Below are 22,328 nucleotides of genomic sequence, written 5' to 3' on the forward strand. Positions count from 1 at the left end.
CCCATCCCCCCAAGGGGCGCGGGGAACTGCGCGCCCAGCCACGCACGGTCCGCAGCCGAACACGCCGTCGCCCGTCGCGCTCAGCCCACCTCCTCCGGCACCACGACCTCATCGATCCCGCGCAGCGCCAAGTGCTCCTTGTCATCGGCACGGCTCGCCAGCACCACCGCGGGCCGCACCCCGTCCCCCACCAGCCGGGCGAACGCCTCGAACACCGATCCGCCAGGCGCGCACACAGAACGGCGCGGCGCCGAGAGCTCGTCCCCCACGTCGACGACGAGCGCGGTGGTACGGGGCGCGGGCGCATGCACCCGCCCCCGCCACTCCCGGGCCAGCCGGGCCACGGCCTCCCCCTCCGGCTTCACCCGCCCCGAGCTGGTCAACAGCCCAAGGCTGTACTCCAGTTCGGGAAAGTCGGCCAGCGACCGGTCCACGTCGTGGGAGCACCACCACGTGACCCCCCACAGATCCGCGCAGTCCAGCGCGTTCACCACCGTCGCCTCGGTGAACGCGGCCGCGTGCCCGGCCGGGATCAGCGGGGCGGGCGCGCCCACCTCCTGGAGCCACACCGGCCGCCGCGGATCGTCCGCCCAGGCCTTCGACAGCTCGACGAGGTACGCGGCGTGGTTCTCGGTCGCGACACCGCCGCGCCCGTGCGCCTGGGCCGTACCGTTGAACACCCAGGAGTGCACGGTGGTCATGGCGCCGAGCCGCGCGGCGTGCGCGGGGGTGAACGGCTGGTCGTCCTGGTACCAGGCGGCGTCGTACTCGGCGTGCACATGGGGCCTGTCCGGCGCGCCCTCCTCGCACGCGGCGAGCATCCGCTCCAGCCACTCCCCGGCCTGCGCGGGCGTGATGCGGTCGGGGTCGGGGTGCGGCCCGGCCGCGAACTGGTTGATCTCGTTGCCGAGCGTCATCCCGATGAAGTTGGGCCGGTCCGCGAGCGCCCCCGCGAGGGTGCGCAGCAGCGCCGCCTGCCCGTCGAGCACCTCGGGGTCGGTGAAGAGGCTGCGCCGGTGCCAGGTCTGCGTCCAGGCGGGCAGGAAGTCGAAGCTCGACAGATGGCCCTGGAGCCCGTCGACGTTGACATCGAGGCCGCGTTCGCCCGCCGCGTCGGCGAGCTGGACCAGCTGCTCGACCGCGCGCGGCCGGATCAGGGTGCGGTTGGGCTGGAAGTACGGCCACACCGGGAAGACCCGGATGTGGTCGAGGCCGAGCGCCGCGATCGCGTCGAGGTCGGCGCGTACGGCGTCGAGGTCGAAGTCGAGCCAGTGGTGGAACCACCCCTGGCCAGGCGTGTAGTTGGCGCCGAAGCGCACGGCGGCAGGCATGCGGGCCTGTTGTGAAGGCATGCGGGTCCGTTCTGTGGGCGTACCGCGGGGCGAAGGAGGAGGCGAGCGGGGACGAAGGGCCACGGGGCTCAGCCCTTGACCGCTCCCTCGCCGACGCCGCGGAAGAAGTAACGCTGCAGGCAGGCGAAGAGCACGATGAGCGGGGCGACGGCGATGACCGTGCCCGCCGCGACGAGCCGTTCGTCGTTGGCGAAGGTGCCGTGCAGATAGTTCAGGCCGATGGTGAGGGTGAAGCGGTCCGGGTCGCTGAGGACGATCAGTGGCCACAGGAAGTCGTCCCAGGCGCCCATGAAGGCGAAGATGGCGACCACGGCGAGGGTGCCCTTCACGGCGGGCAGGGCGATGCGCAGATAGCGCTGCCAGGCGTTGGCGCCGTCGACGTACGCCGCCTCCTCCACCTCGTACGGGAGGTTGAGGAAGGCGTTGCGCATCAGCAGGACGTTCATCGCGCCGATGGAGCCGGGCAGCAGGACGGCGATCAGGGTGTTGTTGAGGCCGAGGTCCCGCATGGTGGTGAACTGGGCGATGATGATGCCCTCGACGGGGACCAGCATGGCGAGGATGAACGCGAGGGTGGCCGCCCGGCGGCCACGGAAGCGCATCCGGGCCAGGGCGTATCCGGCGAGGGACGCGCCCACGCAGTTGGTGACGACGTTGGCGGCGGCGACCTTCAGCGAGTTCAGGGCGTAGTCCCAGACGGGGATGGTGTCGGCCACGCGCGCGTAGTTGTCGAGGGTGGGCTGCCCGGGCAGGAACTTCGGCGGGGAGCTGAAGATGTCCTCGTGCGGCCCCTTCAGCGAGGTGGAGAGCTGCCAGAGGAACGGCCCCACGGTGAGGGCCAGGACCACCAGGAGCAGCACGTACCGCAGCACGAGCTGCCAGAGGGGAACGCGTCGCCCTTCCTTGTCGGTGACGCCCCTCCCGCGGCGGCGCACGGCGGTCGCCGGGCCCGTACGAGTCGCGGTACCCGTGTCGGTGTCGATGCTCACGCGTCCTCCCTCCGGTCCGCCCGCAGCACGAGCAGCATCAGCGCGACGGTGACGGCGAAGACGACCACGGAGATGGCCGAGGCGTAGCCGACCCGGCCGGTCAGACCGGTGCCGACGCGCTGGACGAGCATCACCAAGGTGGTGTCCTCGCCCGCCGGGCCGCCGCTGGGGCCCGCCATCAGATAGACCTCGGAGAAGACCTTGAAGGCCGAGACCGAGGAGAGCGCGGCGACCAGGACCATGGTGGAGCGCAGCGCGGGCACGGTGACGGTGAAGAAGCGACGGATCGCCCCGGCCCCGTCGACCGCGGCCGCCTCGTGCAGCTCACGCGGTACGTTGGCCAGGGCCGCCAAGTAAATGATCATGTAGTAGCCGAGGCCCTTCCAGACCGTGACCGCCATCGCGCTGCACAGCAGCAGCCACTGGTCGCTGAGGAAGCCGACCTTGCCGACGCCCACCGCCTCCAGGACCGAGTTGATCAGCCCCCGGTCGTCGAGCATCCACACCCAGATGAGGCCGACCACGACGATGGAGGCCACGACCGGGGTGTAGAACGCCGCCCGGAAGAAGGCGATGCCGGGGATGTGCCGCTGGACGAGCATCGCGAGCAGCAGCGGCAGGACGACGAGGGCCGGGACGACGCCGAGGACGTACAGCGTGCTGTTGCGCAGCCCGGTCCAGAACATGTCGTCGTGCCACAGCTCGCGGAAGTTGGCGAGGCCCACGTAGTGGCCGGGCACCAGGGTGCGGCGGTCGGTGAAGGAGTTCACCACGGTGCTGACGAACGGGTACAGGCTGAACACGCCGACGACGAGCAGTCCGGGCGCCGCGAACAGCCAGGGGCTGGTGGGCAGTTGGCGCCGGATGCGACGGCCGGCCCGGTGCGGCCCGGAGCGGGGGCTCCGGGCCGCCGGGGCGGCGGCGAGGGGGCCGGACGGGTCCGCCTGGGCGGCGGTGGGGCTGTTCACGGACGGCTCAGCTCTGCTTCAGCAGCTGGTCACAGGCCTTGACAGCGTTGTCAAGCGCTTCCTTGGGGCTCTGCTTGCCCTGGAGCGCCTTGGCCACCTCGTTGCGCAGCGCGGTCTTCATCTGCTCGCTGAACAGCACCGGCGTGTAGTTGACCGCCGTCTTCAGGGACTTGGCGGCGGCGATCCGCACCCGGGTCTCGTCGGTGCCGTCCTCCTTGGTGAAGTACGGGTCGTCGAGCGAACCCGCGGTGCTCGGGAAGATGGCGACCTTCTTGGCGAACTCCATCTGGTGTGCCGCGTCGGTCACGAAGTGCGCGAAGGCGACGGCGGCGGGCTTCCGCTTGCTCTTGGAGTTCACCATGACGCCCATGACGTACATGTTGGCCTTGCCGGTGCTGGTGATCTGGTCGGTGATCCCGATGTTCTTGTAGAGCGTCGGGGCCTGCTTCTTGAAGTTGGCGAGGTCGAGTGCGCTGCCGGGGTTCATGGACACCGACTCGGTGAGGAACTTGTGCCCGGCCGACTCGGGGGTGGCGGTCAGCGCCTGCGGGTCGAGCGCCTTGGCGTCGTACAACTCCTTGTACTTGGTGAGGAGTTCGACCCCCTTGGCATCGTTGAACGCGAAGCCGTCGCCGCTCTTGTTCATCAGCTCGACGCCGTAGCGCCCGAAGTCCTCGATCGTGGGCACGTTGGCGAAGGTCGCGATCTTCCCGTTGCTCTTGCGGGCCATCGCCAGCCCGTCGGCGAAGACCTCGTCGTACGTCTTCGGCGGTTTGGCCGCGTCCAGCCCGGCGTCGCTGAACAGCCGCTTGTTGTAGAACAGCGGGCCGGTGTTGAGGTACCAGGGGAAGGCGTACGTGCCCGGCGTGCCCGGTATCCGGTGACTCTGCCAGGCGCCCGGCAGATACTCCTTGCGGTAGTCGGCGGCCGCCTTGTCCAGGTCGAGCGCGAGACCGGCCTTCGCGAGCGGGGCCACCAGGTCCGGCGAGACGTTGACGACGTCGGGCAGGGTGCCGCCCGCGGCGTCGGCGCTGATCTTGTCGGCGTAACCCTCGGCGGGCCGGTCCACCCACTTCACCTCGGTGCCGGGGTACTTCTTCTGGAAGTCCGCGATCACGCCGTTGAAGTAGTCCTTGAAGTTCGCCTGGAGGTTCCAGGTCTGGAAGGTGATCTTCCCTTCGACCTTGCCGGACGCGTCGGACGAACCGGAGTCGGAGTCGCCGGAGCAGGCGCTCAGCGGCAGGACGGTGGCGAGGACGGCGGCAGCGGCGAGTGCCCTGCGGGAGATGCGCACGGTGTACGGCTCCTTTGCTCGGACCAGACGTGCGGACGGCGGCGGTCGGCCTCGCCGGGGGCCGGGGGGTGTCCCCCGGAAAGGCGCGGTACCGGACGCTCACATCGGCAGACTTTGCGGTGCGAATCTTCAAAAAGTCAATAGGCGGCCCTAGTTGGATGATGTATGCGCAGGTCACCGCCGCGAATCGGGGTAGTTGCAGCGATCTACTAATGCGCTTTAGAGTCATGGTGCTCAAGCGCATTAGTACGCTGGGGCATTCACCGGCCACGGACCGGTCGGATCCAGCGGGAAAGGGGCACGGGTGACGGACAGCCCGCCGTCCGGCAAGGACACGCAGGCGGCCCGGCGCACGGTGGCGCGCCGCCCGACGATGAAGGACATCGCCCAGCGGGCCGGGGTGTCGGAGAGCGCGGTGTCATTCGCGCTCAACGACCGCCCCGGCGTCTCCGAGGTCACCCGGGACCGGGTCCGCCGGGTCGCCGAGCAACTGGGCTGGCGGCCGAGCACGGCGGCCCGGGCGCTCTCCGGCGAGGGCGCGGCCACGGTCGGCCTGGTGGTGGCGCGCCCGGCCGCGACCCTCGGGGTCGACTCGTTCTTCCTCCAGCTGATCTCCGGCATCCAGGAGGTCCTGGCGGAGCGTCAACTCGGCCTGCTCTTCCAGGTGGTGGAGGACGTACGGGCCGAGTGCGCGGTGTACCGGCGGTGGTGGGCCGAGCACCGGGTGGACGGCGTCCTGGTGGTGGACCCGCGCACCGACGACCCGCGCCCGGAGCTGCTCGACGAGCTCGGGCTGCCGGGGGTCGTCATCGGCGGGCTGCCGGACACGCACCCGAACCTGTCGCAGGTGCGCGCCGACGACACCGGGGCGATGGCGGCGGTCGTCGGCAGGCTGTACGAGCTGGGGCACCGCAGGGTCGTGCACATCGCGGGCCTCGACTCGCTGGCGCACACCGACCGCCGCATCCGCTCCCTGCGCGCCGAGGCCGACCGGCGCGGACTGACCGGGGTGCGCTCGGTGACCACGGACTACTCGGACACCGAGGGCGCGGCGGTGACCCGCAGGGTGCTGGGCGGGGAAACGGCGCCGACCGCGCTGGTCTACGACAACGACGTGATGGCGGCGGCCGGAGCCGCCGTGGTGGCGGGGCTCGGGCTCTCGGTGCCGGGCGACGTCTCGATCGTGTCGTGGGAGGACTCGGTGCTGTGCCGGATGGTCCACCCCTGGCTCACCGCGCTGTCCCGGGACACCATCGCGTTCGGGCGGCTGGCCGCGCGGGAGCTGACCGCGCTGCTCGACGGCGGCGCCGCCCGGTCGGTCCCGATGCCGCTGCCCCGGCTGATCGAACGCGAGAGCACCGCCCCGCCGCCGCTCACTCGGGTCTGAGCAGCAGCAGCGCCACGTCGTCGCTGCGCCCCTGGGTCTCCTGGACATGGCGTACGAGGCTGTCGGCGACCTCCTCCAGCGGGCGCCCGCCCTCGGCGGCGAGCCGGTCGGCGACGGCGGCCACCGACTCGTCGAGGTCGACGCCCGCGATCTCGATGAGGCCGTCGGTGTACAGCGCGAGGACCGAGCCGGGCGGCAGCGGCACCTCCGTGGTCGGGTAGACGGCGTCCGCGTCGATGCCGAGCAGCGGGCCGCCGGCCAGATCCAGCGTGCGCACTCGGCCGTCCGGGTCCCTGAGCAGCGGCTGCGGATGTCCGGCGCGGGCCAGCAGGGCGCGTCCGCGCGCGGTGTCCAGGTGCAGATAGATGCAGCTGGCGAAGCGCTCGGTGGCGAGGTCGACGAGCAGCCGGTTGGTGGACTCCATGACCCGGCCGGGGGTCTGGCCGACGGCGGTGTAGGCGCGGACGGCGGTACGGACCTGGCCCATCAGGCCCGCCGCGGTGACGTTGTGGCCCTGGACGTCCCCGATCACGGCGGCGGCCGCGGTGCCGACGGGCAGCAGGTCGTAGAAGTCGCCGCCGATGTCCATGCCCTGGGTGCCCGGCAGATAGCGCGCGGCCACTTCGAGCCCGGGCAGGTCCGGCAGGGTGTCCGGCAGCAGGGCCTCCTGGAGGCCGTGGGCGAGCCGGTGCTTGGCGTCGTACAGCCGCGCCCGTTCCAGGGCCTGCGCGATGAGTCCGCCCACGCTGGTCAGCACCGCGCGCTCCTCGGCCGTGAAGGTGCGCTCCTCGGCGTAGCCCAGCACACAGGTGCCCACGGCGCGGCCGGAGGCGATCAGCGGCAGATAGGCCCAGGCAGCCATGCCGTCGGGGGTGGCGTACCGGATCGGGTAGAGGCGCTCCAGCTGCCCGCGCGACTCGTAGAACCCCGGCACGCCGGTGAGCAGGGCGCGCACGCCGGGCGTCTGGGCGGTCAGCGGCATCCCGTCGAACCGGTCCACCACCGAGGGGTCCTCGTAGCCGCGCTGCCCCAGGACGTGCAGGCGCCCGCTGGAGGAGCCGAGCATGACCAGGGTCCGGCTGCCCACGGCCGGCATGATCTCGTCGGCGACCAGGTCGATCACATCCCGTACGCCCACGGCCTCGGTCAGGGCGCTGGCCAGGCTCAGCACGTGCGAGATGGTCACCAGGCGCCCGGGCCCCTCCCCCGCGTCGCGCGGCGGACGGCCTCCCCGGGGCGTGGCGCGGGCCCGGGTGATGCGCACGCTGAGGCCGGTGGTGCTGGGGTAGAGCCGGAAGGAGAGCCAGTCGCCGGGCGGGCGCAGCGCCACGAACGAGGTGATCCGCTGGCTGAGCAGCGCCGCCCGGTAGCGGTCCTCGTACATCGGGTCGTTCAGCCACGGCAGGGTCACCCACGGCGGGGTGCCGAGCAGCCGCTCGACCGGGACGCCGAGCAGGTCGGCCGAGGCCTGGTTGGCGTACTCGACCCGGCCGTCGAGGTCGAGCGCGCACAGTCCGTACGGCAGGCGCGCGGCCATCCGGGCGGCCTCGGCGGCGCGGACCTCCCCCGGCGGCTCCACCGGGCGCACCCCGGGCTCCGGCAGCACCGGCCGGCCCTGGCCCGCGGCCCACTCCATGTACTCGGCGAGCCGGTCGCAGGCGGCGGTGAGCCGTTCGCGCTCGTGGCGGGAGAGGTCGGCGGGGTGCGAGCCGGGCCAGGTCGCGTAGACGGCCCCGTAGACAGTGTCGGCGGTGGCCACGGGGAGGGCGGCCAGCGCGAAGGGGTAGGGCAGCACGACCGCGATCCGGGGGTAGCGGCCCGCCATCTCCTCCTCGCCGCCGACCCAGACGAGACGCCGCTCGCGGGCCGCGTCGGCGACCGGGATGGGGGCGGCGAGCCCGACCCGCTCCCAAGGCGCGGCGAAGACCCTGGGCAGGCCCGCGATCGCGGTCATGACCAGGACGTTCTCGGCGGGATCGAGCACATAGACGGCACCGGAGTGTGCCTGGACGTCGTCGAGGAGCCCGGTCAGCACCCGGGAGAGCACCGCCTGGTGCGGGGGCGCGCGGTCGGGCGGGGGCCCGGGCGCATCCCGGTCGGGCACGGCGGACCACCTCCTCCACGGCCGCGCGCGGACACCTCTGGAAGATCCAGGCTGCCCGTTCGCGGCCGTCCCCGCACGGCGAGCGGGCCCGGCGGCGGGGCGGCGGGGCGCGGTGGGAGCCGACCGAGGCCGACCGGGGCCGACCGGGGGACAGCGCCGCCGGGGCTACGGCGATTCGCGCGGAAGATCCGTCCGCCTCCGTTATAAATCGGACGAAATAACTGACGGATCATCTGATCGGAAGGAGGAGTTCCGAATGTGGCAAATGCCCCGGTGGGGGGCACAGCAGCCCTTATGTGAAAGGCAGTTGGACTTCGGCCGGGCCAACTACTTCTGGCCTGCTGCCTCGTTCACTCATCAGTGAGAGTCACTTCACGTGGGCAGCGTGTGACGTATCAGCGCAAGTCATGTCCACACCATCTAATTTTCGACGCACCTTCCCACCCATGAAGGAAGCCTCATGCGCCGAACCACCCTCGCCGCCGCGCTGTCAGCCGCCGTCGCCCTGACCGCCGCGGTCGCCATGCCGACTGCCGAGGCCGCCCCCCACGGCGCCCTCCGCCCCGCCCTCGACGCCAAGCCGTTCCAGTCTCCCCTGACGTCCACCGCGCCCCCGGTGACCCGGACCCTGAGCCCCGGCGTCACCCTCACCACGTACACCTTCGGCAAGAAGAACGCGGACGACTTCTGGACCGTGCACGTGTACCTGCCCGCGCAGTCCGGCGGTCCGGTCAGCAAGGCCACGACCGAGCTGGGCCCCAAGGACACGGCGGACCGGGTCGCCCAGGCCCTGCGCGAGAAGGGCTTCGAGCCGCGGGTCGAAGAGGTCCGCTCGCCCGCGTACGCCGACCTGGAGGCGGGCACGCTGGGCTGGACGGTCCGGCTCGGCGGCTTCGCCCAGCGGCCCGACGCGACCGCGGAGCTGGCCAAGGTGAAGGCCGCCGGGTTCACCGGCGACACGCGCTACACCGCGCAGGACGGCACCGACTTCCGCGCCCCGGAGAAGGTCAACGTCATAAGAGTCGACTTCCGGCAGTTCCAGGGCAAGGTGGACACCGAGTTCGGGCCCACCCTGCACGGCACCGAGCCGGCGACCGACCTCATCGCCCGCGCGGGCGCGATCGCCGGCATCAACGGCCAGTGGTTCTACAACGACGCCCCCGGCGGGTTCTACGTCAAGGACGGCAAGGTGCTCGCCTCGGCGACCCAGGGCCGGGGCGCGGTCATCATCACCAACGGCGGGCGGCACGTCCGCGTCGACGCCCTCAAGGCACACATCTCGCTGCAGACGCCGGGCGGCGCCATCGAGGAGATCGACGGCGTCAACCGCTTCCCCGGTGACGTCTGGAACTGCGGCGGAGTCGGCGGCGACACCCCGACCGAGAAGCCGCAGCACGACTTCGAGTGCACCGACCCCAGCGAGCTGGTGCGCTTCACCCCCGAGTGGGGCACCCCGCCCAAGGGCGCGGGCGCCGAGGCCGTCCTCGACGCCCACGACCAGGTGGTCGCGGTGAACTCCTCGCGCGGGGCGGCCGTCCCGGCCGGCGGCTCCACCATCCAGGCCATCGGGGAGAGCGCCGAGTGGCTGCTCGGCCATGTGCACGCGGGCGACCCCCTCACCATCCGCACCCGCGTCAGCGACAGCTACGGCCTCCCGGTGCCGCTCACCCGGGACACCACGATCATGCAGGTCGGCCCGACGCTGGTGCGCCGGGGCAAGGTGTCGGTGAACGCGATGGCGGACGGGATCATCCGGTTCGGCGCCGACCAGTCGTTCACGTACGACTGGACCAACCGGGCCAATCCGCGCTCGATGATGGGCGTGGACAAGCAGGGCCGGCTGATGCTGGCCGTCGTCGACGGCCGGCAGGCGGGCTACAGCGAGGGGCTGAGCATCGCCTGGACCGCGGTGCTGATGAAGCAGCTCGGCGCCCAGGAGGCGCTCAACCTCGACGGCGGCGGCTCCAGCGTGATGGCCACGGCGGCCGACGGCGTCATCAACCGCCCGTCGGACTCCTCCGGCGAGCGCTCGCTGGGCGACGCCTGGGTCATCAAGCCCTGAGAGCCTGTCCTTGAACCCGTACGTCACGTACACGAGGGACTGGCCGGTCCGCGGGCCGGTCAGTCCTCCGGGGGTTCCTCCGGCGGCACCACCAGCCGCTCGGCCGACAGGTCCGCCTCCGTGCCGTCCGGCACGAACTCGCACCACACCGCCTTGCCGTCGCCCCTGGGCTCGACGCCCCAGCGGGCCGACACCGCCTCGATGAGCATCAGCCCGCGCCCGGAGGTGGCCGCCTCGCCGGGGGTGCGGCGGCGCGGACGGACGCTGGAGCGGTCCTTGACCCACAGCCGTACGCGGCGCACCGGCTCGGGCAGCACCTCCAGGGTGAGGACGGCGCCGCCCTCGGTGTGCAGCAGCACATTGCCCAGGAGCTCGCCCGCGGCCAGCTCCACGTCGTCGACGAGCTCCGCGAAGCCCCAGTCCTCCAGGGCCCGGCGCAGGGCCACCCGGGACTCCGCCAGGCCCTCGGGGTCGGCCTGGTGGATGTACTGGTGGATGCGGGGGGCCTGCGGGGTGCCCGGGTCGGGGGCGCGGCGCAGCACCAGCAGGGCGACGTCGTCGCCGGTGCCCCAGCGCTCCCAGAGGGTGGCGGAGAGGTGGTCCGCGAGCGCGTCGGCGTCCTCGGGGCCGGTCCGCACGGCCCCCTCCAGGGCGTCCATCCCGGCCGAGATGTCCAGTCCCGGCTCCTCCACGAGCCCGTCGGTGCACATCACCATCGTCTCGCCGGGCACCAGGTCGAGCCGGGTCTCGGGGAACTCCTCGTCGTCGAACTCGGTGGCGAGCCCGAGCGGGAGTCCGCCGCGCAGGTTGGGGCGGCCCACCCGGCCGTCGGTGTGCCGGATGAACGGCCCCAGGTGGCCCGCGCGGACGGCCCGTACCCCTCCTGAGGAGAGGTCCACCTGGGCGTACGTGCAGGTCGCGAAGCGCTCGGTGTCGAGCTCGGCCAGGAAGCGGGAGGCGCGGGCGAGGACGGTCGCGGGCGGGTGCCCCTCGCCCGCGTAGGCGCGGATCGCGATCCTCAGCTGGCCCATGATCGCGGCGGCGTGGGTGTCGTGGCCCTGGACGTCGCCGACCACCACCCCGACCCGTCCCCGGGGCAGCGCGATCACGTCGTACCAGTCGCCGCCGACCTCCCGGCCGCCCCAGGCCGCGTGGTAGCGCACCGCGATCTCGGCGCCGGTGAACTCGGGCACGTGCCGCGGCAGCATCGACGCCTGGAGGCCGGTGGCGAACTCGCGCTCCTGGTCGAAGAGGATGGCCCGCTGGAGCGACTGGGCGACGATGCCCGCGAGGCCCAGGCAGAGGTTGCGGTCCTCGGCCGAGAAGTCGCTGCGCCCCCGGAAGAAGAGCGCAAGACCGCCGACCGGGCGGGCCTGGGCGATCAGCGGCAGGAAGGCCGCCGCGTCCACTTCGAGGCGCTGGATGTACGGGGCGAGCCGGGGGAAGGTGTGGCCGAGCTCGCCGAGCGAGGTGACGAACCGGGGCTGGCCGGTCAGCACGGCCTCGGCGAGCGGCAGCGAGTCGTCCAGGCGGTGCAGCTTCAGCTCGTCGAGCGCGTCCATCGAGTCGCCGGCCAGCGCGATGACCTTGAGCGCGCCGCCCTCGACCAGGCCGAGGACGAGTCCGTCGGCGCCGAACCTTTCCCTCCCGTCGCTGCCGGTGAGGACCGCGGCGACGTCGTCGACGGTCACCGCCTTGGAGAGGGCCGCCGTGGTGCCCTGGACGATGCTGGTGATGCGCCGTCGGCCCGCCTCCATGGGGCTGATCGAGGTGAACTCGGTGAGCTCGGTGGTGGCGTTGCGGACGATCCCGAGGACGCGGTACGCGCTGCCGCGGTCGTCCCGCAGGATCCGCCCGCGCACATGGGTCCACTGGCGGTGTCCGTTGCGCCGCCGCAGCTGGAAGTAGGCGCCGTAGGAGGAGCGGCCGGTCTGCATGGCCTCGTCGACCACGGCGTTGACCCGTACGCCCTCCTCGGGGGGCACCCGGGACACCAGCGAGTCGGGGTTCCCGTCGTACTCGTCGGGCCTCAGGTCGAAGACGGCGAGACCTGCGTCATCGAACGCAAGGGTGTTGTTGTCCAGGTCCCAGTCGAAGCTGCCCATGCGGTTGAGGGCCAGCCTCTCGCCCGGCCCGATCGCCCGTCGGTCGCGTCCAGCCACTGCGCCAGCTTAACTTCGGGGGTTTTTCCTCCGCATCACGGAGTCGCGCCCGAGGGGCCCGTCGTGGTGCGGTCGGCCCACAGTCACCCGTTCGGCCGCGCGCCGAAGGCGGCGGGGGCCGGATTGTGCCTCAGCACCGCGTCGATCAGCCCCGAGGTCGCGTCGGGGAAGTCCATGGGCACGATGCCGAGTCCGGTCCGGCCCGGCAGCGCCGAACTGTTGAGGAAGTCGCGCACCCGCGGGTTGAGCCGGGCCGCGTTCCACTCGGGCGGCAGCGCGGCCGCCGTGCTCACATAGTTGACGTAGAGCTTGCCGGGCTGGTCGGCGGCCTTGCGGAACTGGGCCTCGATCTTGGGGTACTTGCCGAACGGCTCGGCGTTGTAGTCGTCCTGGATGTCGAAGAGCGCCGGGTCGCCGTAGCGCACGCCCGGCAGACCGCCGTTGTCGGCGAGCAGCACCACCTTGCCCCGGGCCTCCCCCAGCGTGGGCAGCGCGGCGTCGAGGCGGAACAGCGGCCGCCAGCCCTTCTGGTCGAGGTAGAGGTCGAAGATCCGGCGGAACTCGGCGTCGCTCACCGTCGAGTACTCCTGCTTGACGCGCATCAGCACGGTCTCGCCCGGGTGGGCGGCGAGGAAGTCCCGGCAGGCGATCAGCACATCGCCGAACATCAGGTTCTGGTAGAAGGCGGCGTGGTGGATGGCGAAGGCGTCGCCGGTGGCCCGGCAGCGTACGTCCAGGAAACGGATGCCGGCGTTCAGCTGGGCGGCGACGACCGCGTTCTGGCACTTCACCCACAGACCGCCGAAGCGGGCGCCGGTGTCGTGCGTACCGGGAATCGTCAGCTGCCGCAGCGGGGTCGAGCCGCCGAGGCCCGCCATCCAGTCGCCGGTGCCCAGGGTGCGGGCCCGGGCGGGCGCGGTGCCCGTGTACGCGAGCAGTCCCGCGGCCGGAAGCACGGCCGCCCCTCGCAGAAAGCCCCGCCGGTCCATTCCCATCCCACGCTCCCCCTGACCCTCAACGGCCCCCGGTCTTCGCTGTGGCATGGAAGCACAGCGGGCCGCAGGAGAACAGGCGTCGCACCACACCGATGGCCGCCGAGCCGGTGGCCTTGGGTGTCACCGGTAGTCGTGGAGGTCCGCGTCCAGCCCCCGTTCGCGGTCCGCCATGAAGCGCCAGATGTCGGGGCGGGAGCCGTCGAGGTCGGTGAAGCCGTAGACGCGGGCGAGTTCGCCGGAGCTGACCGACTTCTGGTTCCAGCGGGCCCGGTCGCCGTCCGCCGCCAGGGCGGCGACCGCGCGCCCCACGAACCGCGGCGACTCCGAGAGCGCGAAGTCCGGCGGGGCCGCCGCCTCGCGCCAGTTCTCCTCGGTGACGCCGAACGCGTCGAGCATCATCTCCGAGCGCAGCCAGCCGGGCGTGAGCGAGACGGCGGTGCCTGCGTACGGCCCGAGCTCGTGGCCCTGCGAGAACGCCAGCCGGTTCACGGCGACCTTGGCCAGGTCGTAGAAGACGGAGATCCGGTAGTGCGCCGCGTTGTAGGCGCTCGTGCCGTCGGTCACCTCGACCAGCAGAGAGCCGGGCCGGGCGACGAGGAGCGGCAGCAGATGGTGGGAGGTGATCAGATGGGTGTCGACGGCGAGCCGCAGGATGCGCAGTCCGTCGTCGAGGTCGTGCTCCCAGACCGGCGTGTTCCAGTCGGCGGGGCCGCCCTTGAGGAGCTCGGCGCCCCAGATGTCGTTGACCAGGACGTCGACGGCGCCGTACGCGTCGGCGAGCCGCTCGGCCAGCGCCTTCACCTGCGCGGGGTCCAGGTGGTCGACGACGGCCGGGACGCCGGTGCCGCCGAGCCGGGTGACCAGCTCGGCGGTCTCCTCGACGGTCTCGCGGCGGTCGTAGTCGGACGGAAGCGGATGCGTACGGCTGCTGCGGCCGGTGCACACCACGGTCGCGCCCGCCTCGCCCAGGGCGGCGGCGATGCCGCGGCCGGCGCCCCGGGTGGCCCCGGCCACCACGGCCACACGCCCGTGCAGCGCCCGCCCGGCCGGTTGGCTCTGCGGTGCGTCCACGGTCCGAGTCTGCCCGGGCCGAAGCCGCGGATTACCCCTTCGGCCCCGTATTCGACAGGATGGGCGCATGACCGAGATCCACACCCCCCGCCTGCTCCTGCGCCGCTGGGACGAGGACGACCTGCCCGCCCTGGCCGACATCAACGCGGACCCGGACGTCATGCGCTGGACCGGGGACGGCTCGGTCCTCGATCTGGAGCAGACGGCCGACGAGATCGAGCGCTGGGAGGAGGAGTGGGACGAGGAGGGCTTCGGGCTCTTCGCCGTCGAGCTCCTCGGCTCGGGCGAGCTGGCCGGGTTCACCGGGCTGTACGTGCCCGAGGACCTGCCCGAGCTGCTGCCCGCCGTGGCGATCGGCTGGCGCCTGGGGCGGCAGTTCTGGGGGCAGGGGTACGCCTCGGAGGCCGCGCACGCCTCGCTGGAGTTCGCCCTCCAGGACCGCGGCCTCGACCGGGTCCTGGCCATCGCGCGGGTCGGCGACGAAGCGTCCGGGAACGTGATCCGCAAGCTGGGCATGGTCCCGGAGAAGGTCACCACGGACCCGCGGTACGGACACCAGCTGGCGGTGCACTCCATCGACCTCACCGAGTACGCGGGATAGGGCCGGTACGGCCCGGCGCCGAGTGGACGCCGGGCTGGTACTTGGGCAGCCGGACCGTGATCTTCATTCCGGCGCCCACGGCCGTCTCGATGACCAGGCCGTGGCCGTCCCCGTACACCTGGCGCAGCCGGTCGTCGACGTTGGACAGACCGATGCCGGCGGACGGTCCCGCCTCGCCCGCGAGGATGCGGCGCAGCCGGTCCGGCTCCATGCCGACGCCGTTGTCCTCGATGACGACCAGCGCCTCGGACCCGGCGTCCTGTGCGGTGATGCTGATGTGGCTCTTGTCGGTCTTGCCCTCCAGGCCGTGTTTGACGGCGTTCTCGACGAGCGGCTGGAGGCAGAGGAAGGGCAGGGCCACCGGCAGCACCTCGGGCGCTATCTGGAGGGTCACCGAGAGCCGCTCCCCGAAGCGGGCGCGGACCAGCGCCAGGTACTGGTCGATGGCGTGCAGTTCGTCGGCCAGGGTGGTGAAGTCGCCGTGGCTGCGGAACGAGTAGCGGGTGAAGTCCGCGAACTCCAGGAGCAGTTCACGGGCCCGGTCCGGGTCGGTCCGGACGAACGAGGCGATCACGGCGAGCGAGTTGAAGACGAAGTGCGGGGAGATCTGCGCCCGCAGCGCCTTGATCTCGGCCTCGATCAGCCGGGTGCGGGACCGGTCGAGGTCGGCGAGCTCCAGCTGGACCGAGACCCAGCGGGCCACCTCGCCCGCCGCCCTCGCGAGAACCGCCGACTCGCGCGGCGCGCAGGCGACCAGGGCGCCGTGCACCCGGTCGTCGACGGTGAGCGGGGCGACCACCGCCCAGTGCAGGGCGCAGCCGTCGTCGTCGCAGCGGATGCGGAACGCCTCGCCGCGGCCGGTCTCGCGGATCCGGCCGAGCCGCTGGAGGATCTCCGCGCTGTGGTGCTCCCCCGCCCCGTCCCAGGTCAGCACCGAGGACCCGTCGGTCAGGCAGAGCGCGTCGGTGCCGAGCAGGGTGCGCAGCCCGCGGACGGCGCGGCGCGCGGTGTCGGGGGTGAGCCCGGCCCGCAGCGGGGGCGCGGCCAGGGACGCGGTGTGCAGGGTCTGGAAGGTGGCGTGCTCGACGGGCGTGCCCAGGTCGCCGAGCCCCTGGGGACGCGCGGTGCGCCGCCCGGCCCAGAACCCGGCCGCGACCAGGGGCAGGGCCGCCGCGAACATCCCGGCCAGGAACCCGTTCACGGCTGGGCCTCACGGGGTGCGGGGGCGCGCTGCCCGGCGTACAGCGCTTCCGGCAGGTGGAAGCGGGCCAGTATCGCGGCGGTGCCCGCCGGGATCCGGGCCGCCGTCGCCAGGGACACCAGGATCATCGTCAGGAACCCGAGCGGCACCGACCACAGGGCGGGCCAGGCGAGCAGCGCGTGCAGCGGTCCGCCGCCGGGCAGGCCCGCCATGGTGGCGGTGACCGCGAGCAGCGCCGAGCCGCCGCCCGCCACCATCCCGGCGACCGCGCCCGGCGGGGTGAGCCCGCGCCACCAGATGCCGAGCACCAGGAGCGGGCAGAACGACGACGCGGATACCGCGAACGCCAGGCCCACCGCGTCGGCCACCGGAAGCCCGCCCACCAGGGCGCTGGCCACCAGCGGCACCGCGACCGCGAGCAGGGTGGCGAGGCGGAAGTGCCGCACCCCACGGGTCGGCAGCACGTCCTGGGTGAGGACGCCCGCGACCGCCAGGGTCAGCCCGGACGCGGTGGACAGGAACGCCGCGAAGGCGCCGCCCGCGAGGAGCGCGCCGAGCAGGTTGCCGCCGACCCCGCCGATCACCAGGTGCGGCAGGACGAGCACGGCCGCGTCGGCCTGGCCGGTGAGGGCGAGTTCGGGCGCGTACAGCCTGCCCAGGGCGCCGTAGACGGGCGGCAGCAGATAGAAGGCGCCGATCAGGCCGAGGACGACGACCGTGGTGCGGCGGGCGGCGACGCCGTGCGGGCTGGTGTAGAAGCGGACGACCACGTGCGGCAGGCCCATGGTGCCGAGGAAGGTGGCGACGATCAGGCCGTACGTGGCGTACAGCGGGCGTTCCTGGCGGGCGTGGGCGAGGGGCGTGGACATGCCCGAGCCGCCCGCGTCGGTGCCGGGGACCGGGTCGCCGGGGGCGAAGACGAGCCGGGTGCCGCGCTCGACGCGGTGGGTCCCGGTGGGCAGCAGGAGGCGTGCGTCCTGGTGGCGGGTGCCGTCGACGGTGCCGGTGGCGGTGACGGTGAGCGGGGCGGCGAGCTTGATGTCGAGGGTGTCGTCGACGCGTACGGCCCGCTGTTCGCGGAAGGCGGCGGGCTCGTCGAAGGCGACGCGCGGGGTGCCGTCGCCGTGCCAGGCCAGCAGCAGGAAGAGCGCGGGCACCAGGAGGGCGGTGAGTTTGAGCCAGTACTGGAAGGCCTGGACGAAGGTGATGCTGCGCATGCCGCCCGCGGCGACGGTGGCGACGACGACCACCGCGACCAGGACGCCGCCGAACCAGCGGGGCGCCCCGGTGAGCACATGGAGGGTGAGGCCCGCGCCCTGGAGCTGCGGCAGCAGATAGAGCCAGCCCACCCCGACGACCAGGGCGGCCGCGAGCCGTCGTACCGGGCGGGATTCGAGGCGGGCCTCGGCGAAGTCGGGCAGGGTGTACGCGCCGGAGCGGCGCAGCGGGGCCGCCACGAACACCAGCAGGACGAGATAGCCCGCGGTGTAGCCCACCGGGTACCAGAGCATGTCCGGGCCCTGGACGAGGACGAGTCCGGCGATGCCGAGGAAGGAGGCGGCGGAGAGGTACTCGCCGCTGATCGCGGCCGCGTTGAGCCGTGGGCCGACCGTGCGCGAGGCCACGTAGAAGTCGGAGGTGGTCCGGGATATGCGCAGGCCGAGCGCGCCGACGAGGACCGTGGCGAGGACCACGAGGGCCACGGCCGGTACGGCGTAGTTCTGGTTCACGGTGTCACGTTCCTCGGCGGCGCCGGGCGGGCGGTCAGCGGTCCTCGACGAGGCGGGCGAAGTCCTGTTCGTTGCGCTCGGCCCGTTTCACGTACCACCGGGCGAGCAGCACGAGCGGCGGGTAGACGCCGAAGCCGAGCACGCCCCAGACGAGTCCGGGGTTCTGCGGCCGCACCGCGAACACCAGCGGCAGCGGGCCGACCAGCAGCACGAGGACGGCGAACACGGTGAGCCCGGCGAGCAGTTGGCTGCGCATCAGGGAGCGCACATAGGTGTGGCCGAGGGTGGTCTGCTCGTCGATCTCGGTCCGGGGCCGGTGGCCGCCGAGCCCGCGGGTGCGCCGGGGCACCCCGGTGACGACGACACGGCGTTCCGTCGGATCCTGCGGCACGGCTGCCTCCCCCAGAGACTCTGTGTCGCCAGAGACTAGTCGCGATGGCGCGGCGGGAGCACGGCCGCGATTTCGATGGCGCCCGCACACTTGCCTATGTACCCTAGGTTTGAACCTAGGAGCCCTAGGAACGGTGACGACGGAGGTACGGGGCAGATGGCGCGTGCGGGACTCACGGCCGAGCGGATCACGGTGGCGGCCGCCGAGCTGGCGGACGAGATCGGGTTCGACAACGTCACCCTGTCGGCCCTGGCACGGCACTTCGGCGTGAAGGACGCGAGCCTGTACTCGCACGTCAAGAACGTGCGGGACCTGCGGACCCGGGTGGCGCTGCTGGCCGGTGGCGAGCTCATCGACCGGATCGCCGTCGCGGTGGCGGGCCGCTCGGGGCGGGACGCCCTGACGGGCTTCGCCGACGCGTACCGGGCGTACGCGCTGGCCCACCCCGGGCGTTACGCGGCGACCCAGATCCGGGTCGACCCGGCGGCAGTCGCCGACGCGCCCGCGATGCGGCGGACCGTGGAGATCACCTACGGGATGCTGCGCGGCTACGGGCTCGCCGAGCCGGATCTGACCGACGCGGTACGGCTGCTGCGCAGCACCTTCCACGGCTACCTCAGCATCGAGGCCCAGGGCGGCTTCCACCACGTACGGGATGTGGAGGCCTCGTGGCGGCGGGCCGTCGAGGCCCTGCACGTGCTCCTCGAACACTGGCCCGCCGCATCCACGGAGGAAGAGAACCATGCCTGAACTGCGCGTACCCGGCGCGACCCTGTACTACGAGCGGCGCGGCAGCGGCCCGGTGCTGCTGATGATCCCGGGCGGGGGCGGGGACGCCGCCTCCTTCGACCTGGTGGGGGCGGACCTGGCCGACCGGTTCACCGTCGTCGCCGTCGACCCGCGCGGCAAGTCCCGCAGCGCCGCCGGTGAGCGGGGGCGGGACCAGCGGGTGGAGGTGCACAGCGACGACATGCGCCGGCTGCTCGCCGAGGTCTCGCCGACCGAGCCCGCCTTCGTCTTCGGCAGCAGCTCGGGCGCAGTCATCGCACTCGACCTGCTGGCCCGGCACCCGGAGCGGCTGCGGCTCGTCGTGGCCCACGAGCCGCCGGTGCTGGGGCTGCTGCCGGACGCCGACCGGTGGCGGGCGGCCTTCGCGGGCGTCGTCGAGGCGTTCGGCCGCGACGGCCTGGAGGCGGCAATGGCCGCGCTCGGCGCGGCGGCGGGCCAGGAGGGCACCGACGAGCCGGACGACGAGCGGGACGGGGCGGCCACTTCAGCGAGTAACACCGACAGGTTCCGGCGTATGCGGGAGAACATGCCGCAGTTCCTGGAGCGCGAACTGCGCCAGTTCAGCGGCCATATGCCGGACGTGGACGCGCTGGCCGCGCACTCCGGGCGGCTGGTCCCGGCGTGCGGGCGCGCCTCCCGGGGGCTGCTGCTCGCCCGCCCGGCGGCGGTGCTGGCCGGGCGGTTCGGCATCCCGCTGGTCGAATTCCCGGGCGGCCACGTGGGCCTGAGCACGCATCCGGTCCGGTTCGCCGAGGTGCTGCGGCGGACGCTGGCGGGGGCCATGGCGGAGGACGCCGCGCAGCCACGGTGACGGGACCGCGAAAAAGGTCTGGACCAGACGGTTGACCGTCTGGTCCAGACCTTCTACGTTGCGCAGCGATCCGCCCTGTCCCATCCCCCACGGCACCGCAGGGAGGAACCATGTCCTCGCCCTCGTCCTTACGGGGCTCCTCGCCCCACCGAAGACTCCTCGCACTGCTCGGCGCGCTGCTGCTCCCCGTCGCCCTGCTCACCGGCCTCGCCGCCACCCCCGCCCACGCGGCGAGCGGTCTCACCGCCTCCTTCAGCAGCCAGGACAACGGCTCCTGGTGGAAGGGGACGTATGTCATCCGCAACACCACCTCCTCCCCCGTCACCGGCTGGACCCTGGAGTTCGACCTCCCGGCCGGTGTCTCCATCAGCGGCCACTACCACGGCGACGCCACTGTCAGCGGCCGTCATGTGACAGTGAAGAACGCCTACTACAACGCGACCGTCGCGGCCAACTCGACGACCGAGCCGTACAGTTACTGGTTCGTGGCGAGCGGTCCGATCGGCGCGCCCGGCGCCTGCACGGTCAACGGCGACAAGTGCGACGGCACCCCGGACGTGCCGCCGTCCGCGCCCGGCGCCCCCAAGGTCACCTCGGTCACCGCGCACAGCGTGTCGCTCTCCTGGGCCCCGGCGACGGGCGGCGACCACCCCGTGGCCTCGTACGACGTGCTGAGCGGCGCCACCGTCGTGGCCACCGCGACCACCCCATCGGCCACGGTCACCGGCCTCACCCCGGCCACCTCCTACGGCTTCGCGGTACGGGCCAGGGACAGCCGCGGCAACACCGGTCCGCAGAGCGCGGTGGTCACCGCGACGACCACCGACCCGGCCTCCGACCCGACCCCGCCCACCGCGCCCGGCGCTCTGCGCTCCACCGGCCGGACGTCGACGAGCGTGGACCTGGTCTGGAACGCGTCGAGCGACAACGTCGGCGTGGCCGCGTACGACGTGTACCGCGACGGAGTGCTCTCCCAGACGCTCCCCGCCACCACTCCGACCGCGACCGTCGCCGGGCTGACCCCGGCCACCAGGTACACGTTCACCGTGAAGGCGCGGGACGCGGCCGACAACTCCTCGCCCGCCTCCGACGCCCTGGAGGTCACCACCGACGACCAGGCGGGCACCGGCAAGTACCTGAAGGTCGGCTACTTCGCCCAGTGGGGCATCTACGGCCGCCAGTACTTCGTCAAGAACCTCGACACCTCGGGCTCGGCCGCCAAGCTCGACGTCGTCAACTACGCCTTCGAGAACATCGACCCGGTCAACCTGACCTGTCTGGCCGGGGTGACCAAGGGCGTCGGCGCCAACCCGCAGGACCCCGACCAGGGCACCGGCGGGGGCGACGCGGACGCCGACTACGCCCGGCCGTTCAGCGCCGCCCAGTCCGTCGACGGCGTCGCCGACGACGGCTATGCGAAACTGCGGGGCAACTTCAACCAGATCAAGAAGCTCAAGGCCAAGTACCCCCACCTCAAGGCCGTCGTCTCGCTCGGCGGCTGGACGTACTCGAAGTTCTTCACGGACGCCGCCGCCACCGACGCCTCCCGCAAGAAGTTCGTCTCGTCCTGCGTCGACGTGTGGATCAAGGGCAATCTCCCCGCCTACAACGGCGCGGGCGGCCCGGGCACCGGCGCCGGGGTCTTCGACGGCATCGACCTGGACTGGGAGTGGCCCGGCTCGCCCGACGGCCACGCGGGCAACCACTACTCCACGGCCGACAAGGCGAATCTGGCCCTGCTGCTCGCCGAGTTCCGCAAGCAGTTCGACGCGCTCGGCGGCCCGCACCGGCTGCTGACCGCGTTCACCCCCGCCGACCCGGCGAAGATCCAGCAGGGCTGGGACCTCACCAGGATCTTCTCGTCCCTGGACTTCGCCAATGTGCAGGGGTACGACTTCCACGGCGCCGGCAGCGACAACTCCTGGGAGCCGAACCGCTCCGGCCACCAGGCCAACCTCTACACCGACGCGCAGGACCCGTACGCCACCCACTTCAGTGTCGACGGGGCCGTGCGGACGTATCTGGACGCCGGGGTCAACCCGCGCAAGCTCACCGTCGGCTTCCCGTTCTACGGGCGGGGCTGGCAGAGCGTCGCAGACGGCGGGGCGCACGGCGAGTGGCAGTCGGCCAAGGGGGCCGCGCCCGGCCAGTTCCCGGAGGAGGCGGGGGTGCGCGGCTACAGCAACATGCTCGGCGGCGTGCCCGGACTGACCGTGTACCACGACGAGCAGTCCGTCTCCACGTACGGCTACACCGGGGCCGACGGGCAGTGGTGGTCCTTCGACGACACCTGGTCGATCGGCAGGAAGACGGCCTACCTCAAGGCGAAGGGGCTGCTCGGCGCCATGGTGTGGGAGATGTCCGGCGACACGCCCCAGGGCACGCTGATGAGCGCGCTGGCAGGGGGGCTCGGCTGAGGAC

17 protein-coding genes are annotated in these 22,328 nt (G+C 72.6%); 6 read left to right on the top strand and 11 right to left on the bottom strand.

Annotation, left to right across the window (positions count from 1 at the left end):
* Nucleotides 1-80 precede the first annotated feature (80 nt).
* From BX283_RS07565 to BX283_RS07580, 4 genes are all read right to left on the bottom strand, one after another.
* Nucleotides 81-1,331, bottom strand: a complete 1,251-nt coding sequence (locus BX283_RS07565; protein WP_101386875.1) for a glycosyl hydrolase — start codon at nucleotides 1,329-1,331, stop codon at nucleotides 81-83.
* An 89-nt stretch (nucleotides 1,332-1,420) separates the two neighbouring features.
* A complete protein-coding gene (locus BX283_RS07570) occupies nucleotides 1,421-2,287 on the bottom strand; it encodes a carbohydrate ABC transporter permease (protein ID WP_101392206.1) in 867 nt (288 codons plus the stop codon).
* 50 nt (nucleotides 2,288-2,337) lie between these two features.
* On the bottom strand, nucleotides 2,338-3,309 hold the full coding sequence (locus tag BX283_RS07575; protein ID WP_373979149.1) for a carbohydrate ABC transporter permease: 972 nt from the start codon (nucleotides 3,307-3,309) through the stop codon (nucleotides 2,338-2,340).
* Between the two features lie 7 nt (nucleotides 3,310-3,316).
* The gene (locus BX283_RS07580) at nucleotides 3,317-4,603 is read right to left on the bottom strand and encodes a sugar ABC transporter substrate-binding protein (protein WP_101386876.1); all 1,287 of its coding nucleotides are present in this window, start codon (nucleotides 4,601-4,603) and stop codon (nucleotides 3,317-3,319) included.
* Between the two features lie 373 nt (nucleotides 4,604-4,976).
* On the opposite strand from BX283_RS07580, the gene BX283_RS07585 reads away from it, so the two are divergent.
* Nucleotides 4,977-5,990 (top strand): LacI family DNA-binding transcriptional regulator, encoded by a 1,014-nt coding sequence (locus tag BX283_RS07585; protein WP_101392208.1) that lies wholly within the window; start codon nucleotides 4,977-4,979, stop codon nucleotides 5,988-5,990.
* On the opposite strand, the gene BX283_RS07590 is transcribed toward BX283_RS07585, so the two are convergent.
* Nucleotides 5,977-8,094 (bottom strand): SpoIIE family protein phosphatase, encoded by a 2,118-nt coding sequence (locus BX283_RS07590; protein WP_101386877.1) that lies wholly within the window; start codon nucleotides 8,092-8,094, stop codon nucleotides 5,977-5,979. The genes BX283_RS07585 and BX283_RS07590 overlap by 14 nt on opposite strands.
* A 460-nt stretch (nucleotides 8,095-8,554) precedes the next feature.
* Between BX283_RS07590 and BX283_RS07595 the strand changes: the two genes are divergently transcribed.
* Nucleotides 8,555-10,156: a phosphodiester glycosidase family protein gene (locus BX283_RS07595; protein WP_101386878.1), complete on the top strand. Its 1,602-nt coding sequence runs from the start codon at nucleotides 8,555-8,557 to the stop codon at nucleotides 10,154-10,156.
* 59 nt (nucleotides 10,157-10,215) lie between these two features.
* Here BX283_RS07595 and BX283_RS07600 read toward each other — a convergent pair whose 3' ends face one another.
* From BX283_RS07600 to BX283_RS07610, 3 genes are all read right to left on the bottom strand, one after another.
* Nucleotides 10,216-12,261: a SpoIIE family protein phosphatase gene (locus BX283_RS07600; RefSeq protein ID WP_101392209.1), complete on the bottom strand. Its 2,046-nt coding sequence runs from the start codon at nucleotides 12,259-12,261 to the stop codon at nucleotides 10,216-10,218.
* Nucleotides 12,262-12,401: 140 nt separating this feature from the next.
* A complete protein-coding gene (locus BX283_RS07605) occupies nucleotides 12,402-13,307 on the bottom strand; it encodes a phosphatidylinositol-specific phospholipase C (RefSeq protein ID WP_101386879.1) in 906 nt (301 codons plus the stop codon).
* 126 nt (nucleotides 13,308-13,433) lie between these two features.
* Nucleotides 13,434-14,384 (bottom strand): SDR family oxidoreductase, encoded by a 951-nt coding sequence (locus tag BX283_RS07610; RefSeq protein WP_257582179.1) that lies wholly within the window; start codon nucleotides 14,382-14,384, stop codon nucleotides 13,434-13,436.
* 67 nt (nucleotides 14,385-14,451) lie between these two features.
* On the opposite strand from BX283_RS07610, the gene BX283_RS07615 reads away from it, so the two are divergent.
* Nucleotides 14,452-14,985, top strand: coding sequence for a GNAT family N-acetyltransferase (locus BX283_RS07615; protein WP_101386880.1), 534 nt, complete (start codon nucleotides 14,452-14,454; stop codon nucleotides 14,983-14,985).
* Here BX283_RS07615 and BX283_RS07620 read toward each other — a convergent pair.
* Genes BX283_RS07620 through BX283_RS07630 form a run of 3 tightly spaced genes read right to left on the bottom strand, consistent with a single transcriptional unit; the run spans nucleotide 14,966 to nucleotide 18,307 of the window.
* On the bottom strand, nucleotides 14,966-16,186 hold the full coding sequence (locus tag BX283_RS07620) for a sensor histidine kinase (protein WP_180357094.1): 1,221 nt from the start codon (nucleotides 16,184-16,186) through the stop codon (nucleotides 14,966-14,968). The genes BX283_RS07615 and BX283_RS07620 overlap by 20 nt on opposite strands.
* Nucleotides 16,183-17,916, bottom strand: a complete 1,734-nt coding sequence (locus tag BX283_RS07625; RefSeq protein ID WP_101386881.1) for a cation acetate symporter — start codon at nucleotides 17,914-17,916, stop codon at nucleotides 16,183-16,185. Before BX283_RS07625 ends, BX283_RS07620 begins: the two co-directional genes overlap by 4 nt.
* A 34-nt stretch (nucleotides 17,917-17,950) precedes the next feature.
* Nucleotides 17,951-18,307, bottom strand: coding sequence for a hypothetical protein (locus tag BX283_RS07630; protein WP_101386882.1), 357 nt, complete (start codon nucleotides 18,305-18,307; stop codon nucleotides 17,951-17,953).
* Nucleotides 18,308-18,463: 156 nt separating this feature from the next.
* Between BX283_RS07630 and BX283_RS07635 the strand changes: the two genes are divergently transcribed.
* From BX283_RS07635 to BX283_RS07645, 3 genes are all read left to right on the top strand, one after another.
* Nucleotides 18,464-19,057, top strand: coding sequence for a TetR/AcrR family transcriptional regulator (locus tag BX283_RS07635; protein WP_101386883.1), 594 nt, complete (start codon nucleotides 18,464-18,466; stop codon nucleotides 19,055-19,057).
* A complete protein-coding gene (locus BX283_RS07640) occupies nucleotides 19,050-19,907 on the top strand; it encodes an alpha/beta fold hydrolase (RefSeq protein WP_101386884.1) in 858 nt (285 codons plus the stop codon). Before BX283_RS07635 ends, BX283_RS07640 begins: the two co-directional genes overlap by 8 nt.
* Nucleotides 19,908-20,017: 110 nt before the next feature.
* On the top strand, nucleotides 20,018-22,324 hold the full coding sequence (locus BX283_RS07645; protein WP_101386885.1) for a glycosyl hydrolase family 18 protein: 2,307 nt from the start codon (nucleotides 20,018-20,020) through the stop codon (nucleotides 22,322-22,324).
* Nucleotides 22,325-22,328 lie beyond the last annotated feature (4 nt).

Origin of the sequence: Streptomyces sp. TLI_146, from assembly GCF_002846415.1 — a bacterium.
GTDB lineage: Bacteria > Actinomycetota > Actinomycetes > Streptomycetales > Streptomycetaceae > Streptomyces.

Excerpts from the sequence above, each read along its gene's own strand:
- BX283_RS07565 (WP_101386875.1), bottom strand. The coding sequence starts at position 1,331 with ATGCCTGCCGCCGTGCGCTTCGGCGCCAACTACACGCCTGGCCAGGGG.
- BX283_RS07585 (WP_101392208.1), top strand. The coding sequence starts at position 4,977 with ATGAAGGACATCGCCCAGCGGGCCGGGGTGTCGGAGAGCGCGGTGTCA.
- BX283_RS07595 (WP_101386878.1), top strand. The coding sequence starts at position 8,555 with ATGCGCCGAACCACCCTCGCCGCCGCGCTGTCAGCCGCCGTCGCCCTG.
- BX283_RS07600 (WP_101392209.1), bottom strand. The coding sequence starts at position 12,261 with ATGGGCAGCTTCGACTGGGACCTGGACAACAACACCCTTGCGTTCGAT.
- BX283_RS07605 (WP_101386879.1), bottom strand. The coding sequence starts at position 13,307 with ATGGACCGGCGGGGCTTTCTGCGAGGGGCGGCCGTGCTTCCGGCCGCG.
- BX283_RS07615 (WP_101386880.1), top strand. The coding sequence starts at position 14,452 with ATGACCGAGATCCACACCCCCCGCCTGCTCCTGCGCCGCTGGGACGAG.
- BX283_RS07635 (WP_101386883.1), top strand. The coding sequence starts at position 18,464 with ATGGCGCGTGCGGGACTCACGGCCGAGCGGATCACGGTGGCGGCCGCC.
- BX283_RS07640 (WP_101386884.1), top strand. The coding sequence starts at position 19,050 with ATGCCTGAACTGCGCGTACCCGGCGCGACCCTGTACTACGAGCGGCGC.
- BX283_RS07645 (WP_101386885.1), top strand. The coding sequence starts at position 20,018 with ATGTCCTCGCCCTCGTCCTTACGGGGCTCCTCGCCCCACCGAAGACTC.